Annotated in this window: 14 protein-coding genes; 8 read left to right on the top strand and 6 right to left on the bottom strand. The window is 72.1% G+C overall.

Annotated features, from left to right (window positions below):
* Nucleotides 1-66: 66 nt before the first annotated feature.
* Together ACGFIE_RS07840 and ACGFIE_RS07835 are read left to right on the top strand one after the other, a co-directional pair.
* Nucleotides 67-675 (top strand): response regulator, encoded by a 609-nt coding sequence (locus ACGFIE_RS07840; RefSeq protein ID WP_393292210.1) that lies wholly within the window; start codon nt 67-69, stop codon nt 673-675.
* 157 nt (nt 676-832) lie between these two features.
* A complete protein-coding gene (locus tag ACGFIE_RS07835) occupies nt 833-1,180 on the top strand; it encodes an Lsr2 family protein (protein ID WP_363688052.1) in 348 nt (115 codons plus the stop codon).
* A gap of 109 nt (nt 1,181-1,289) precedes the next feature.
* Here the strand turns inward: ACGFIE_RS07835 and ACGFIE_RS07830 are convergent, their stop codons facing one another.
* From ACGFIE_RS07830 to ACGFIE_RS07815, 4 genes are all read right to left on the bottom strand, one after another.
* A complete protein-coding gene (locus tag ACGFIE_RS07830) occupies nt 1,290-2,576 on the bottom strand; it encodes a hypothetical protein (RefSeq protein ID WP_393292207.1) in 1,287 nt (428 codons plus the stop codon).
* Nucleotides 2,577-2,865: 289 nt separating this feature from the next.
* On the bottom strand, nt 2,866-3,744 hold the full coding sequence (locus ACGFIE_RS07825; protein WP_393292205.1) for a hypothetical protein: 879 nt from the start codon (nt 3,742-3,744) through the stop codon (nt 2,866-2,868).
* A 106-nt stretch (nt 3,745-3,850) separates the two neighbouring features.
* A complete protein-coding gene (locus tag ACGFIE_RS07820) occupies nt 3,851-5,470 on the bottom strand; it encodes an Ig-like domain-containing protein (protein ID WP_393292203.1) in 1,620 nt (539 codons plus the stop codon).
* Nucleotides 5,471-5,585: 115 nt separating this feature from the next.
* Nucleotides 5,586-6,452 carry a phytanoyl-CoA dioxygenase family protein gene (locus tag ACGFIE_RS07815; protein WP_393292200.1) on the bottom strand — a complete coding sequence of 289 codons (867 nt, stop codon included), beginning with the start codon at nt 6,450-6,452 and terminating at the stop codon, nt 5,586-5,588.
* Between the two features lie 418 nt (nt 6,453-6,870).
* Between ACGFIE_RS07815 and ACGFIE_RS07810 the strand changes: the two genes are divergently transcribed.
* The 3 genes from ACGFIE_RS07810 to ACGFIE_RS07800 all read left to right on the top strand — a co-directional run bounded on the left by ACGFIE_RS07810 (nt 6,871) and on the right by ACGFIE_RS07800 (nt 8,820).
* Entirely contained in the window at nt 6,871-7,716 is an 846-nt protein-coding gene (locus ACGFIE_RS07810; RefSeq protein WP_393292198.1) for an Asp23/Gls24 family envelope stress response protein, read from the top strand.
* On the top strand, nt 7,713-8,273 hold the full coding sequence (locus ACGFIE_RS07805) for a hypothetical protein (protein WP_393292195.1): 561 nt from the start codon (nt 7,713-7,715) through the stop codon (nt 8,271-8,273). Before ACGFIE_RS07810 ends, ACGFIE_RS07805 begins: the two co-directional genes overlap by 4 nt.
* A 154-nt stretch (nt 8,274-8,427) precedes the next feature.
* Entirely contained in the window at nt 8,428-8,820 is a 393-nt protein-coding gene (locus tag ACGFIE_RS07800; protein WP_363688066.1) for an FKBP-type peptidyl-prolyl cis-trans isomerase, read from the top strand.
* Between the two features lie 58 nt (nt 8,821-8,878).
* Here the strand turns inward: ACGFIE_RS07800 and ACGFIE_RS07795 are convergent, their stop codons facing one another.
* Nucleotides 8,879-9,301, bottom strand: coding sequence for an STAS domain-containing protein (locus ACGFIE_RS07795; protein ID WP_393292192.1), 423 nt, complete (start codon nt 9,299-9,301; stop codon nt 8,879-8,881).
* Nucleotides 9,302-9,502: 201 nt separating this feature from the next.
* Between ACGFIE_RS07795 and ACGFIE_RS07790 the strand changes: the two genes are divergently transcribed.
* The gene (locus ACGFIE_RS07790) at nt 9,503-10,519 is read left to right on the top strand and encodes an SMP-30/gluconolactonase/LRE family protein (protein WP_393292190.1); all 1,017 of its coding nucleotides are present in this window, start codon (nt 9,503-9,505) and stop codon (nt 10,517-10,519) included.
* Between the two features lie 174 nt (nt 10,520-10,693).
* On the opposite strand, the gene ACGFIE_RS07785 is transcribed toward ACGFIE_RS07790, so the two are convergent.
* Nucleotides 10,694-11,962, bottom strand: a complete 1,269-nt coding sequence (locus ACGFIE_RS07785) for an Ig-like domain-containing protein (RefSeq protein WP_393292188.1) — start codon at nt 11,960-11,962, stop codon at nt 10,694-10,696.
* Nucleotides 11,963-12,617: 655 nt separating this feature from the next.
* Between ACGFIE_RS07785 and ACGFIE_RS07780 the strand changes: the two genes are divergently transcribed.
* On the top strand, nt 12,618-13,586 hold the full coding sequence (locus ACGFIE_RS07780; protein WP_393292186.1) for a sugar phosphate isomerase/epimerase family protein: 969 nt from the start codon (nt 12,618-12,620) through the stop codon (nt 13,584-13,586).
* A gap of 23 nt (nt 13,587-13,609) precedes the next feature.
* Complete coding sequence (locus ACGFIE_RS07775) at nt 13,610-15,715, top strand: PQQ-dependent sugar dehydrogenase (protein ID WP_393292184.1); 2,106 nt, start codon at nt 13,610-13,612, stop codon at nt 15,713-15,715.
* The last annotated feature ends 110 nt before the right edge of the window (nt 15,716-15,825 follow it).

Here is a 15,825-nt window from a genome sequence, read left to right as displayed (position 1 = left end):
AAGTAACAAAGCGTTCCCCTTGTTCCGAGGTGTGACCCAGACCACTGCTCGGCGCTGGCCGCTGTCGTGGACGACCACCCCCTCTTCGTCCGCGGCCTCGAGCTGCTGCTTCCGGTGACCACCGACGGACGCGCCGAGGTGGTCGGCTCGACCGGCGACGCCGCCGCGGCCGCCGCCCTGGTCAGCCGCTGTCACCCCGACCTGGCGCTCGTCGACCTGCACATGCCACCACCCGGCGGGATCCGCGCGGTGGCGGCCATCCGGCGGACCACTCCACGCGTACGGGTGGTCGCCATGTCCGGTTCCACCGACCCGGCACCGGCGCTCGAGGCGTTGCGGGCCGGCGCCGAGGGGTTCCTGCCGAAGACAAGCGAACCGGAGGAGCTGCTGCCCCCGTTGCTCGCCATCCTCGACGGCTGGGCGGTGCTGCCCGCGGAGTTACTGCGCGCCCTGCTGGGCCCCGCCCGCGCCGCGTCTGTCGACCTGGACGCCGAGGAGCGTCGCCTGCTGCGGGCGATCGCCGCCGGTCGCAGCACCGTCGACGTCGCCGAGGAACTGCACGTATCGGAACGGACCGTGAAACGGATGACCGCGGCGCTGCTGCGCAAGCTGCGGGTTTCCAACCGCGCGGAGGCGGCGGCCATCGCCGGACACGCCGGCCTGCTTACCGATTGACGCGGCCCCCGAGGCCTGCGATTCCGCGGCGGTTCACGGTTTTGTACGCCATGCAATCGCGACGCGCCGAAATGAATGGGACGCGTATTGTTGCGGATTACCCGGTTGATAGGTCAGACTTTGGACACATCCCGCCACCTACAGGGAGTAATCGGCAATGGCGAGAAAAGTAATCACGGTGCTGACCGACGACCTCGACGGCGGGAAGGCCGACCGGACGGTCGAGTTCAGTCTCGACGGCGTGGCCTACACGATCGACGTCTCGGACGAGAATGCCGGCGTCCTGCGTAAGGCTCTGGACCCGTACATCAATGCGGGTCGGCGGATCGGTCGAGGTCCGGTGGAGAACACGCGGACAGTTCGGCGGCCGGGGCGCCCCAGCGGCGCCGGAATGGACCGCGAGCAGAACCGGGCGATCCGCGAATGGGCCGTCAAGAACGGCTACAAGATTTCCGAGCGGGGCCGGATCCCGGTCGAGGTCGTCGAGGCGTACAAGAGTCGCTGACACGCGGCACACAGTGACGGGGTCCCACCGTTTCCGGTGGGACCCCGTCGCTGTGTGCGCGGCCGGCCAGCCGGGGCTGTTCGCCCTGACTGGCCGGCCGACTGTCGAATCAGTTCACGTTGATGCGGATCGAGTCGAAGGCAGGGGTCTGGTTCGCCCGCTCCATCATCGGCAGACGGTGCGAGCCGTCACCGGCCCAGACCGAGCACTGCGCCGTACCCGACTCCGGCAGGCCCGGAATCTGGATGGTCACCTCGTCCGGCTGGGCGCCACCGCGGCCGTCCTCGGTGGCGACGAAGAACGCCGGCACCTCCTGCGGCTCCGGCGGCGCGGTCAGGCTGTCCAGCATCCGGCAGGCGGTGTGGAAGTGACCCCGGACCAGGCCCTGGGCGTTGAGCAGCGAACTCTCCACGTAGTACCCGCCCTGACCGGCCGCGAGGAAGCGGTCACGAACCAGGTTCTTGGTGCTGACCCGCAGGGTGAAGGGCTGGTTGCGACCGACCTGCTGCGGGAACTGGGTGATCAGCAGCGACGGGTTGTTGGCGGCGGCGCCGACCTCACCGAACTCGGTGCTCACGCACCGGTTGCCCTTCTGGAAACCGTCGTGCGCCTCCAACTTGCTCTCGTCGCAGTCGTTGGCCAGCACGCCCAGTCCCGCGCCGGGAGCGGTGCCGCCATTGTTTCCGCCGCTGTTGCCACCACCGTTGTTTCCGCCACCGGTGTTCCCACCGTTGTTGTTGCCACCGCCGGTGTTCCCACCGTTGTTGTTCCCGCCCCCGTTGTTGTTACCGGTGGGCTGCACCTGACACTCGGCGAGCTGCGCCAAACCCTGCGGGCGCGGACCGACCCGGTCGATAGCCGTCGTGATCCGGTCCAGCACCGCCTTACGCTTGCCGGCCAGCGGCTGCAGGATCGCATTGCGGATGAACGCGGCGCCCTTGTTGCCCTCGGCGGCCAACCGGCGATCGGCCTCGGCGATCTGGGTCTGCAACTGCGCGAGATTACGGTCGACCTCGGCTCGCGCCCGATCCGGCACCTGCGGCAGCTTGGCCGCCACATCGGGACAGGCGACGGCCGAGCCGGTGCCCACCGTGCCGTCCTTGCCGTCCTCGCACTCCGCCACCGACTCCTGACCGTCACCCCAGTGGTTGCGCACCCAGCGGCCGTTCTGCCAGGTACGGCTGGTCGAGGCGCCGCTCGGCGCGGTCGAGCCCGGGCTCGGCTCCACGCACTGGCCGGCGACCGGTCGAGGCTTGTTCGTCCGCCGGTCCTGGGCCGACGAGATCTGGGTGACGGCGACTACTCCGCCGAAGACCACGAGCGTGCCGACAACGGCCAGCAGACGCTTGCTCCGCGCGATGCCGGGTGACCGGCGCGCCCGAGTGGACCTGCGCATCGAATTGCTCTCCTTCTCGATCCGGTAGTGGATTCCTGCCCTCGGCGGACCGACGGATAGATGGCACGCCACGGCGGCGACCACCGCGACCTACCCGGTAACGTGTCGATGGCCGACGATGCCCTTTCCGCACCGTCTCCCGCGTCCGGTCGACGCGGTTGGGGAGATCCTCTTCGTTCGCGCAGGAGTACGGGACGGCGGCGGGGAAGGTTCAACAGGCGCACAGAAAATTGCTCCGCCCCCGAGCGGATCGGGTGCGGAGCAGGGTTTCAGCAGGAAAAGCGGCCGGTCAGTCCGCGCAGAGGTGGTCGAACGCGAAACCGCCCACCAGCTCGTCGCGGCGGCGGCTCAGCGCCACGATCTCCGTGGTGAGGTCCGCGCGCGCCAACAGGTCCGGGCCGTCCGGTCGCGCGGCGCGCAGCCGCTCACCCACCGCGACGGTCGCCAGGTCCTCGGCCAGCCGGGCCGCGTCGACGCCGCAGGAGAAGCGCTGCGCGGTCACCGACACCCGCTCGACGAGGCAGGCGTCCGGACGCACCTGAACCCAGCTCCAGCCCTGCGCCGGGCCCTCGGCCCAGTGCACGTGCAGCCCGCGCACGATCGGGTCGGCGAGCTGCCCGGCCACGTACGCCTCCACCGCCGCCGCACGGGTCAGCGCGCCGAGGTCGTTCACCGGGCCGGTCCGGCCATCGGGAAGCCGCCCGAGGATGTCGCGGAAGCCCACCGGGGCGGGCTCGTCGTCACCGCCCGCCACGGCGGCGCCCGCCACGTACGCCCGCGCGTCGAGCACGTACTCCACCAGGTGCCGGCCGTGTTCCGCGGCCCGCAGCGTCGGTGAGCCGATGCGCAGCACGGGCAGCCCGACGGCGGCGCTCACGGCGTCGGTGAGGCGCTCGGCGCGCTGTTCGGCCGACCCGGCCGGCGGGATCGGGCCGATCGCCACGGCGACGACGGGCCGTCCGGTGTCGGTGGCGCAGACCACGAGGTCGAACGCCGTCCGGCTGGCCGAACCCCACTGACTGCCAGTGACGCCGGGCGGCCGCCCCTGCACCAGCTCGCTGAGCCGGCGCGTCCCGTACACCAGGTGGCCGGCGCGGTCGAACAGCGCGTCGCGTCCACCATTGGCGGGCATCGCCCGCAGCCAGCCGCGGTCGTCGCTGCTCGTCATCTGCCTGATCCATCCGCCGGTCGGTCGAACCGCGCCGAGTCTAGGCGGTCGATCACCCGTCCCGGCGGACCGGCCCGGCCGGCTGCCGCAGCGCCGTGCCCGTGCGCTAACGGCAGACCGCCGTGACGACGACGGGCGCCTGCGGCAGGGCCGGCGGGTGACAGGCCCCGGGCGCTGCCGGCCGCCAGGCCGCCGCGACGTTGTGGACCATGTCCTCCGGCACGTTCTCGGCCCACCGGGACAGGTCGTTGCCGCCGTTCAGGCCACTGGCGAGCAGCACACCGCTCGAACCTCCTACCCGGAGCGCGACCAGCATTTGCTGCATGCCGACCGCCGGATAGCCGAGCGCGGAACACGCCACATCACCGTCACGCCAGCACTTCCAGGCGAGGGCCGGGTCGGCGATCGCCCGATCCGGGTACGGTGCCGAGAACAGGTCGAACATCACCGTCTCGCCGTAGTAGAGGGTCCGACCGACGCTCTGCCAGAAGTCGAGGGCGTACTCGAGGTCGGGTGCCGGCTTGGCGCAGACGGCACGTTCGTCCCGGCAGGTCGCCCCCGGCCCGGTGTAGCGGCCGTGGCTCCAGCCGAGAGCGAGGATGGGCGTGATGCCGGCGACCGTCAAGCGTTGCGTGTACGCGACGATCTCCTGCCGGTACCGCTCGCCGCCGAAGCGGGGGTCCACGTACGACAGGCCGAGCCAGCAGGCCTCGTTGAGCGGGACGTACACCGCCTGGACGCCGCGTGCGGCGAGCCTGGCCACGGCGGCGTCGTCGACCGGGCCGTCCCAGATGCCGCGCCCCCGCACGCAGCGGGCCTCCGCACCGGTGCGCACGAGCGGCGTCAGCCGTCGGGGGGCTGCCGCGTCGACGACCGGGGAGATGCCCCAGAGTTGGTCGCGCACCACGCTGACGTAGGGCGCCTGCCGCTCCTCGCCCGGTGTCAACACGCGGACGGACGGGTTCACGTCGGTCCACCGCGTCGCGCCCTGGTCGTCGTACGCCTGGGCGTGCAGGTAGTAGGAGCCAGCCGGCAGGTCACGCCACTGGGCGGTGTATGGCGCGGTCGTGTCGGTACCGAGCGAGGTGCGGTCCACCCCGGTGCCCCAGCCGAAGAACTCGACGCGGGTGATCCGCCGGCCGGGCGCGGGCGTGGCGACGGCTTCCGCGTTGATGGTGGCCGGGGCGAAGAAGTGGTCACCGTCTTCCGGCCTGATGATCGCGACGGACGGCCGGTTCGGGTCGGGAACGGGACTGGGTGACCCGGTCGGCCGCGGGCTCGGCGAGACCGGCGGCGGGGTCGACGGAGGCGGGCGCGGAGGCAGCACGGTCGTGCAGGTGACGCCGTTGAGCGTGAAGTTCTGCGGCAGGCCGGTCCGGACCCCGCGCGTCATGACGAAGGGAAAGAACTGCTGCTCGTCGGCCGGCAACGTGACACCGGGTCGGTTGCGGATCGTGACCTCACCGCCGTGCTGTTCCCAGCGCACACCGTCGACGTTCTTGATCTGCTCGGTCGGGTAGCGCAGCGGGAAGGTCAACGTCCACTCCGTGAGTGGCTGGCCGACGCTCAGCACCCTGAGGTCGCCGCGCAGCATCGACGGGTACTGGAAGCCGACCTGGAGCTGCGCCGCACACCCGCTGGCGGCGGACGCCGGGACGACCACGGCGAGAACACCCGAGGCGGCGGCGAGCGCGGCGACGGCCAGAGAGACGACCCGGTTCCTCATCAACGACCCCCGTCATCGATAAACGTCACTGGATCCTCGCTCCGATCGACGTCGGAAGTCAAGGCCGGCGACGCCGCGCGCCCCGCCGGCGCGCGAGCCGGGGTCGCCGGTGCGTCTACTCCGCGGCGCCCATCACCAGGCCCTCGATGGTGTGCTTCTGCCGGATCGGCTCCAGCCGGTCCACCACCGGGCAGGGCAGGTGCTCCCGGACGGCAGGGGACAGCCGCTCCCAGTACGCCCGGGTGACGGCCATGTCGTGGTGCGCGGCGTTTCCCGCGCCGGGCGCGTCGACGCCGAGCACCAGCACCGGGCGGGCCGAGGAGGAGACGTTAGGCGTGCCGCGGTGGACGGTAAGCGCCGACCGGGCCGAGATGTCACCGCGCTGCGGGTACTTGCGTACCGCCCGCTGCTGGTAGCGGGGGTAGCGCTCCCGGGGCGGGAACATCCCGTGGTCGAAGTCGGCCCCGTCGTCCCACTGCGTGCCCGGGGCGATCTCGAACGGCCCCATCTCCTCCACCGTGTCGACGGTGGTCAGGTTGAACGCCAGCGAGGTGAGCCGCCGCTGCCGCCGGGTAGCCACGGGCATCGGGAAGTCCCGGTGCCAGGGCTGCATCGCGGCCCCGGGAAACGGGGTGTCGAAGCCCAGCTCGACGATCTCGTAATCGTCGCCGAGGACCGCCCGGCAGACCGACACCACCCACGGATGGGTGACCAGCTCGACGAAACCGGTCAGCTGCTCCGGATGGATCTCCACGTACCACCGTTGCGGGCCGCGTCCGACCGCGCCGTCGGGTCGCGAGCGCGCCTCCTCGAACGCGGTGGCCACGTCCCTGCCGACCTGGTCCACCCAGGCCGGGTCGAAGGCGCCCCGACAGGCCGTGATGCCGTCTCGGTAGAGGTCGCCGAGTGCCTCGACCGGAACGTCGCCGTCGGCCGCGGGGTGCGTGGCGGGTGCCGCTGACTGAGCCGGGGATTCGCGCATCGGGGCCTCCTCGGGCGGACGACGCATGTCTTACAACGTTGTAGAAGCGTGCCAAGGGTCACCGAACGACGCCAGCGTCCAAGGAGCATCTGTGACCTGGATCACATGCGACTCGTGTTCCAGGACACCCGACGAGGTGTATCCAGCGAGGTCGCCCGCAACGGACCGGCTGGGAGGTCAGAGCATGTCGCGTCAGCAGTCCGGCACCCGCGCCGCGAGCGGGCCGGCTCCTCGCCGACCCCGGACGCAAAGCCCGCGCCAGCAGCGCCCGGCCGGTGATCCGACCATTCGCCGCCGACCGAACCCGAAGCGAGCGGGACGGCACCACCGACTTTCCCCGCGACCCGCCGCCACCCGTTCCACAGCGAGCGCCGACCCGCTCGGCGGCGGTGGGTCGCGTCCCGCCGAGACGCGGACGGTGGGCGACAGCGGCGCGGCGCTGGAGGTCGGGCGGATCGCTACCGACGCGGCCGGTCGGGTGCCGGGCGTGTCCGACGTCCGTCCGACCACCGTCCGCGTGGACGACCGGTCCGTGGGCCTCGACCTGCACCTCACCATCGAGTACGGCCACCGCGTGCCCGCCGTCGCCGACGCGGTCCGCCGGACGGTCGCCGAGCAGGTGCTCGCCGGCACCGGCCACGCGGTGGCCGCGGTGACGATCACCGTGCGGGACCTGGCGATGCCCGGCTCCGACGACGACACCGCGCCGCGTCCACCTGTCGTACGCCCCGAGCTGACCACGGCGACCGCGAACCGGGTGGCCACCGCGCTGCTGGCCCTCGTCCTGCTCGCCGGTGGCGTCCTGCTGGCCGCGCAGGCGCTGCTGGTCACGCTGGGCCGCCCGACGGCGCTGCTCATCCGCCCCGGCTGGTACGACGCGCTGACCACCACCCGGTGGCACGATCCGGAAGTGCGGGCAGTGGCCGGCGTCGCCGTCCTGCTGGGTCTGGTCGTCCTGGCCGCCCAACTGCGCCGGTGGACGCCGGTCCGACTGCGCGTGGACGAGCGCGACGGCTGGCACCTGCACCGACGGTGCGTGGAACGCCGGCTGACCGACGCGGCGGACACCGTGCCCGGCGTACGCGGAACCCGGGTACGGGTCCGACGCCACGGCGACCGCTGGCGGCCCCGGTTGCGCGCCTCCGGCGACCCGACGGCCCGAGCCGAGGTCGAGTTCGCCGTCCGCCAGGAGCTGCGTCAGCTCGCCTCGCCACGCACCGAGCGCGTCGAGATCCGACTGCTGCCCCGCAGGCGGCCGGCATGACCGATGCCGCGCACCGCCTGCTGTGGACGATCGTCGCGCTGCTGCTGGTGGCCGTCGGGGTGACGGCGCTGGCGGCCGGCTCCGGCGCGCTGCCGGGCGGCCACTCCGACGCGGTCCTGCTGGGCGGCGGTTTGACGGACGCGTGGCGGCTCGCGACGCCCTGGAGCACCCTGGCCGCGGCGGTCGCCGGGCTCCTGACCGCCGTCGCCGGTCAGCGCCTGCTGCACCGGACGCTGCGCCGACCCGACCGCGCGCTGCGGGGCACGCTGAGCCGACCCGGACGACACGGCGGTCGTACCCGCCTGGCCACCGAGGTGCTCGTCCGCGCGCTGGAACGGGACCTGCTGCGCGCGCCTGGGGTGCACCGGGCCCGGGTGGTGCTCACCGGCACGCCACCGCGCCCCGACGTGTGGATCCGGGTGGACCTGACCGGCGACGCCCGCGCCGCCGGAGTCCGCGAGCACGTCCACGACGCGGTACGCCGGTTCGCCACGACGGCCGGCTGCCAACCGGCACACCTCGACGTGACGGCCCGGATCGAGCCGGTCCACCCGTGACGCCCGCCGTGACGTGTGCCCCGCCGGCCCCGCACATCGGTGGTCCGGTGGTCGTGTCGGGGCCGGTGGCGGGTCCGCCGCACATCGGTGACGCGCTATCCGGCAGGATCGACGGTGACCGGACACATCACCCAACACGGCAGGAGATCCCCGCATGAACCAGGCAGCAGGTGCCCGATCGGGCAAGCCCGAGGTGGGTCCGATCGAGGGTGCGCCGCCGGCCGACCTCGTGACCGAGGACATCACCGTGGGCGACGGCCCGCAGGCCGAGCCGGGTCAGTTGGTGAGCGTGCACTACGTCGGCGTGTCGCACTCCACCGGCGGCGAGTTCGACTCGTCCTGGAACCGGGGCGAGGCGTTCGAGTTCCCGCTCGGCGGCGGTCAGGTCATCGCCGGCTGGGACCAGGGCGTGGCCGGGATGCGCGTCGGCGGCCGCCGCCGCCTCACCATTCCGCCGCACCTGGGATACGGCGACCGCGGCGCCGGCGGCGTCATCAAGCCGGGCGAGACGCTGGTCTTCGTCGTCGACCTGCTCGGCGTGCGCTGATCGACCCTGACGGGGGCCGTTCGGCTCGATGCCGGCGGCCCCTGGCGCGCGGTCGGCCTCAGGCGGCGAGCGCCAGGCCGCCGGCAGCGGCCGGCAGGCTGGCGCTGGCCTCGACCAGGTCGACAGGCACCGGGCGACGAGCGGCCTCGACCACCCGGGCGGGCTCGAGGATCGGCATCACCCGGTGCAGGCCGGTCGCGCGCAGCACCCGGGCAACTACCGGGGTGGGATCGACCACGACCAGCTCGCCGCCCCGGGCCCGGACGCGCAGATGCGCGGCGAGCAACGCGCGCACCCCGGCCGCGGAGAGCAGGCGCAACCCGGACAGCTCCAACTGCACGACCGGCCGCGCCGGCGCGGACCACAGGGCGGCCCGGAACACGGCGACGGTGGCGATGTCGACCTCGCCGGCCACCCGCACCTGGACCACCTTGTCACCCACGCTGACCTGCACGTCGATCCGGTCGCTGCGCTCTACCATGACGTGAAATCTAGCCCCCACCACCGACAGTTTCGCCCCTCTGCGGAGTGATTCCGGGTACGTCCAGGGTCATCCCCCGAGGTGCCCCTCATCCCCCTAGGGGTGGAGGCCAGGGGCCTCGCGGTCGACCGAACGGCCCGGTGGCGCGCCGCGTGTACGACGCTTCGGGTTCACCGGGCATCGGCGGTGGAGAATGAGCCGATGGTGATCCCCCGGCCTCGGCCGCCACGGCTGATCCGGCCCGTCCGCGAACCGGCCACCGTTCCGCCTCCGTTCAGCGGCCCGTGGGCGGCCACGGACCGCCGGCTCGACCAGGTCGACCTCCTACCCCTGCCCGAGGGGGCCGTCGGGCCGGAGGACGTGCTGGTCGACGCGGGCGGTCGGGTCATCAGCGGCGACGAGGACGGCAACCTCTGGTGGTGGCCGGCCGACGCGCCGGCCGGCACCCGGCCCCGGCTGCTGGCCGAGACCGGTGGCCGGCCTCTCGGCATCGAGGCGGACCCGTCCGGGGAGGCGCTCATCGTCTGCGACGCGTACCGGGGGTTGCTGCGGGTCACGCCGGACGGGGCGGTCCACGAGCTGACCGGGACGGCGCCGCCCGTGCACCTGGCCAACAACGCGACGGTCGCCCGCGACGGCACCGTCTACTTCACCGACTCGTCGGACCGCTTCCCGGTCTCGCACTGGAAGCGGGACCTGCTGGAGCACCGCCCCAACGGCCGCGTGCTGGCCCATCACCCGGGCACCGGACGCACCGAGGTGGTGACCGACGGGCTGTACTTTCCCAACGGGATCGCGCTGACCCCCGACGAGTCGGCACTCATGCTTGTCGAAACCACCACCCACCGACTGCTGCGCGTGGAGTTGCGCGGCGGGATACGGGTGCTCGCCGATCTGCCCGCGTACCCGGACAATCTCTCCGCCGTGGGCGACGGGACGTACTGGATCGCCCTCCCCAGTCCCCGGGTGCCCATCGCCGAACGTCTGCTGCCGCACCCGCGGCTGCGCCAGCTCGCCGCGCTGCTGCCCGACGCGATGCAGCCGCAGCCGCGCCGCTACGGGCTGGTCGCGCTTGTCGACGGCGAGGGCGCGGTCCGTCGTACGCTGCACGGCCCGTCCGGCACCTACTCGATGATCACCGGGGTACGACAACACGGCGACCAGCTCTGGCTCGGCAGCCTCATCGGGCCCGGCGTGGCCCGCGTACCCCTGGCGTGAACGCCTGACGCCCACCCGGCGCGTGTCGGGCGGTGGCCGACCCCGACGCGGCCGGGTGCTTCCGCGGTGAACGAGCCGACCCACCGCGAAGGTGGGTCGGCCCGTTGTCCGGTCTCTCGGCGCCCGGCGCCTCGGTGTCCGGTGTCTTGGCGCCTGGTGTCTTGGCGCCTGGTGTCAGCGACCGCTTACCGAGGGCGCCGGCGCGGGTGACCCGCCGGCCACCGCGCCCGGGTGCGCCGGGGCGACCGGTGCGGGCTTGAGCCCGGACGGCACCGGCAGGGCGCTGCCCTTGACGAACTCGTCCCAGCTCACGTTCCACGCCGTCCAGCCGTTGCCCGGTTGCAGGTCGACCTCGGTGCCCTTGACGGTGACCAGGTCACCGACCTGGGTCACCCCCATCAGCCAGTCCGCTGCCGTGGCGGAGACGTTCGCGCAGCCGTGCGAGGTGTTGGTGTAGCCCTGCTCGCCCTCCGACCAGGGGGCCGAGTGGATGAACTCACCACCCCACGTCAGCCGCTGGGCGTCATCGACGTCGACCACGTAGCCGCCGTTCGGCTCACCCCGGGTGTCGAAGGTGGTCCGCTCGTGCTTCTCCATGATCACCATCTTGCCGCTGGAACTGGGCGTGCTCGGCTTGCCCAGGCTCACCGGGATACGACGGACCTGCTTGCCGTCGCGCAGCACCGTCATCTGCTTCGTGGCGTTGTCGATCTCCAGGGACACCTGTTTTCCGATCTTCGAGCTGGCGTTCCGCTCGGCATCCCCGACCAGGTTCTTGCCGATCGGCAAGCCCTCCAGCCCGGCGCGGACACTGATCGTCGTGCCCGGCCGCCAGAAATCGGGTGCCCGGTAATAGACCTGACTTCCGTCGTCCAGCCATGACCAGGCGCCCGGCTGCGGCGGATTGGTCTTCACGAACAACCGCCGCTGCACATCCGCCCTGGCCTCTTTCGGAATTGCCGGGTCGAACGCCACGGTTACCGGCATCGCCGTGCCGTACGTCCGGTTGCCGACAAAATAGAGGGTGCTGGTGATCTGCGGCTTCGTGGACTTGGCCATCGTGGTGAAGGTGGTGGTCCGCGTCGTGGTCGCACCCGAGTCACCGGTCGCGGTCACCTCCGCGGTGTACGTACGCCGAGGTTGCAACGGAGCGCTCGGCACCCAACCCGAGCCGTCCTCACGCGGTTCCGCCTTGACCTGCACACCCTTGTCGTCGGTGAGCCGGACAGCGGTGACCCGTCCGCCCCTGACCGTCGCGCCGACCTCGGCGCTGACCGGCACGTCGCGGGTCTTGTCCCCCGGTGTCACGCTGAGCTCCGGCGCCGCGGCGTGTCCCTTCGCCGGCCCGGCCGCCGAGTCCCGGTCGGCGGTGCACCCGACCAGCACGAGCGGTGCGGCTGCGATAGTTACCGCCAACAGCGTCAATCGCCGCCTAGACGTCATCTTCAGTCCCCCCGTTTTCGGCTTCCCTCTGCCACATTCTGTCGGCCCCGACAGGAGTATCCAGGGCATTCGGAAATAATCGGCGGCGCATTTATCGGCGCATTTTCCGACGCTGCGCCGTTGACGAGATAAGCGCACTGGTGCCGCCTCTCGGCACGCTCCGCACTCCGGCACGGCACCCGACCCGCAACGTCCGGTCCCACCCGAACCCCGCCACGCCCGCACCTATGGCCGCCGTTGCACGAGTTGAGTTGCGCTCCGCGCCCCGCGCCCCGGACGTGGGGGCTGCGGGCGCGGAGGGCGGGGCGGACACGGGGTGGCGCGCGCGTGGGACGGGGGTGGGCGGCCGCCGCACCTGCTGGGAGGACTTTTGTCATTTGGAGCGAAACTTCTGCTCATCGAGGCCGAGCTTTGCCTTTGTCCGAAGGCAAGGGTAAGGTCAGCTTTCAGATAGAAGGTTGCCCATTCGTCGATCAGCCTGCCTGCCTCCCTTGCCGGGTCGGCCGCGGTCCCCCTGAGGGGCGCCGACCGCAGCCACGCGTCGTCCTCACCGTCCAGCCGGAGCGTTGCCTCCGGCCGGTTCGGCGCGCCCCGGCAACGGCAGCCGGTCGACAGTTGCCGACGGCACACCAGCCGTCAGGAAGGGACCACCACCATGGATCACCAGACCAACCGCTCGACGCCGACAGTGACCTCCGAGGCGCTCAGTCGACGCGGGCTGCTCCGGGCCGCGACCGTCTCGGCGGCCGCCGTCGGTGCCGCCGGGCTCCTCGCCGGCCCGGCCAACGCCGCGCCGGCCGGCGACACGGCCGGTCAGTCCCACGGTCGACGTCGGGTGCCGGTGGACCGCATCAGCATCCAGCTCTACACGCTGCGCGACCAGCTCGCCGCCGATCTGCCGGGCACCCTGACCGCCCTGCGCCGCATCGGCTACCGGCGGGTGGAGCACGCCGGCTTCGTGGGGCGTACGGCCGCGCAGTTCCGGGCCGCGCTGGACGCGGCCGGGCTGCGCGCCACCTCCGGGCACACCGCCATCCCACAGCCGTTCGACGCCGCGACCTGGGAACGCGCCCTCGCGGACGCCAACACGGTGGGCAGCAAGAAGATCGTCCACCCGTACTTCGGTCGGGACGCCGAGGGGCGTGCGTACCGTGACCCGGCCGTCTACCGTGCCCTGGCCCGGGATCTCAACCAGGCGGGCCGGTTGGCCGAGCGTGCCGGGCTCGATTTCGGCTACCACAACCACCAGCTGGAGTTCGTGCCGCTGACCGACGGCTCGACCGGCTTCGAGATCCTCACCGGCCAGACCGATCCCCGGCTGGTCCACTTCGAGCTCGACCTGTACTGGACCTGGCGAGGAGCCCACGACCCGGTCGACGTGATCCGGGCCAACCGCGGCCGGATCCGCCAGGTGCACGTCAAGGACCTGGACGTCGAGGGTGGCTTCGCGGACCTCGGCGACGGCGTCATCGACTTCGGCCGGATCTTCGCCCACGAGCGGGAGGCGGGCATCGAGGAGTACATCGTGGAGCGCGACGACGCGGGCACCACGCCGCGCGCTCCCGCCGACGCCCTGGACACCGCCCGTGTCGGCTTCGACTTCCTCGCCGCACTGCGGTACTGACCACCCCCGGGGGGGATTACCTGATGATGAACAGGACCGCTTTCGCGTCCGCACTGCTCCTGGTGTCGGCCGGCCTGGTCGCGCCGACCACGACGGCAGCCGCCGCACCTGCGGCCGCGCCGCCGGACAGCAGCTTCCAGAAGGTGACGCTCAACGATTTTCCCGGCGAGCCGATGAGCCTCGCCGTCCTGCCCGACCTGCGGGTGCTGCACACCTCCCGCACCGGCGAGGTCCGCATCCACGACCCGCGCACCGGGCTGAACACCCTCGCCGCCGACATCGACGTGTACGAGCACGACGAGGAGGGGTTGCAGGGCGTCGCGATCGACCCTGACTTCGCGCAGAACAAGTGGGTCTACCTGTACTACTCGCCGCCGCTGGACACGCCCGTGGACGACCCGGCCACCCCCGGCGTCAACGAGGGCGACGCGCCGGAGACCGGCACCGAGGCCGACTGGCAGCGGTTCAAGGGCGCGCTGCGGCTGTCCCGGTTCAAGCTGGACGGGATGAAGCTCAACCTCGCCAGCGAGCAGCAGATCATCGACGTGCCGACCGACCGGGGCATCTGCTGCCACGTCGGCGGCCAGATCGACTTCGACAGTAAGGGCAACCTGTACCTGTCGACAGGTGACGACACCAACCCGTTCGCCTCCGACGGCTACGTGCCGATCGACGAGCGGGCCGACCGCAACCCGGCGTACGACGCCCAGCGCACCGCTGCCAACACCAACGACCTGCGCGGCAAGCTGCTGCGCATCAAGGTGAAGGCCGGTGGTGGCTACACGGTGCCGGCCGGCAACCTGTTCAAGCCGGGCACGGCGCAGACCCGCCCCGAGATCTACGCGATGGGCCTGCGCAACGCGTTCCGGTTCGCCGTCGACAGGCGTACCGACAACGTGTACCTGGGCGACTACTCCCCCGACGCCTCCACCGCGAACCCGGAGCGCGGGCCGGCCGGACACGGCCGGTGGATCCTCGTCGACAAGCCGGCGAACTACGGCTGGCCGTACTGCGTGACGCCGACGATCGCCTACCGCGACCGCGACTTCGCCACCGGCGAGTCCGGCCCGAAGTTCAACTGCAAGCGCCCGGTCAACGACTCACCGCACAACACCGGCAAGCGCGTGCTGCCGCCGGTCGAGCAGCCGCAGGTGTGGTACGCGGCCGCCGCCTCGGCCGAGTTCCCGCAACTGGGCACCGGCGGCATCGCCCCGATGGGCGGCCCGGCGTACGACTACGACGGGACCAGCACGTCGCGGACCCGGTGGCCGGCCTACTACGACGGGGTGCCACTGTTCTACGAGTGGAGCCGGGACTACATCAAGGAGTTCCGCCTCGACTCCGACGGGGACGTGACCGACATCCGGCCGGTGGCGCCGACGCTGGTGGTGGACAACCCGATGGACATGGAGTTCGGGCCGGACGGCGCGCTCTACGTGCTGGAGTACGGGGACGGCTACTTCGCCGAGAACCCGGACGCCCAACTGTCCCGGATCGACTTCGTCCGGGGCAACCGGACGCCGATCCCGAAGGTCAGTGGTACGCCGACCGTCGGGCAGGCCCCGCTCACCGTCGCGTTCTCCAGCGCCGGCACCACCGACCCGGACGGTGACAGGCTGAGCTACGCGTGGGACTTCGACGCGGACGGCTCGGTGGACAGCACCGACCCCAACCCGACCTGGACGTTCCAGGAGAACGGCTCGTACACGCCGACGTTGAAGGTGACCGACCGCACCGGACGATCCGCGTCGGCGACCCTGCCGCTGCTTGTCGGCCCGACCGCGCCGGTCATCGAGTTCGTCGCCCCGGTGGCCGGGCAGCCCTTCCAGTTCGGGCAGACGGTCGCGTACGAGGTGAAGGTCACCGACGACCTGCCGGTGGACTGCTCCCGGGTGACTGTCACCTACGTGCTCGGGCACGACGAGCACGGGCACCCGCTCTCCACCGCGACCGGATGCTCCGGGACGATCCCCACCTTCGTGGACGGTGGGCACAGCGGCGCGGACAATCTGACCGCGGTCTTCGTCGCCGAGTACACCGACGCGCCCACCGAGCCGGGTGTGCCGCCGCAGTCCGCCTCGGCCACGGTCGTGCTGGACCCGACCCCGGTGGCCGGCCTGGCCGGCTGACCCCACATGCCGGCCTGGCCGGCTGACTCCACAGCACGATGAGCGGCGGCGACCGGAGAGCATCCGGCCGCCGCCGCTTCGCGTTCCGTCCCGGCTGACTCCGAGCCGCC

Origin of the sequence: Micromonospora sp. NPDC049275 (assembly GCF_043197115.1) — a bacterium.
In the GTDB taxonomy this organism is placed as follows: domain Bacteria; phylum Actinomycetota; class Actinomycetes; order Mycobacteriales; family Micromonosporaceae; genus Micromonospora.
The sequence above is the reverse complement of the archived record's forward strand: the minus strand, read 5'-3'. Positions and strand labels throughout refer to the sequence as shown.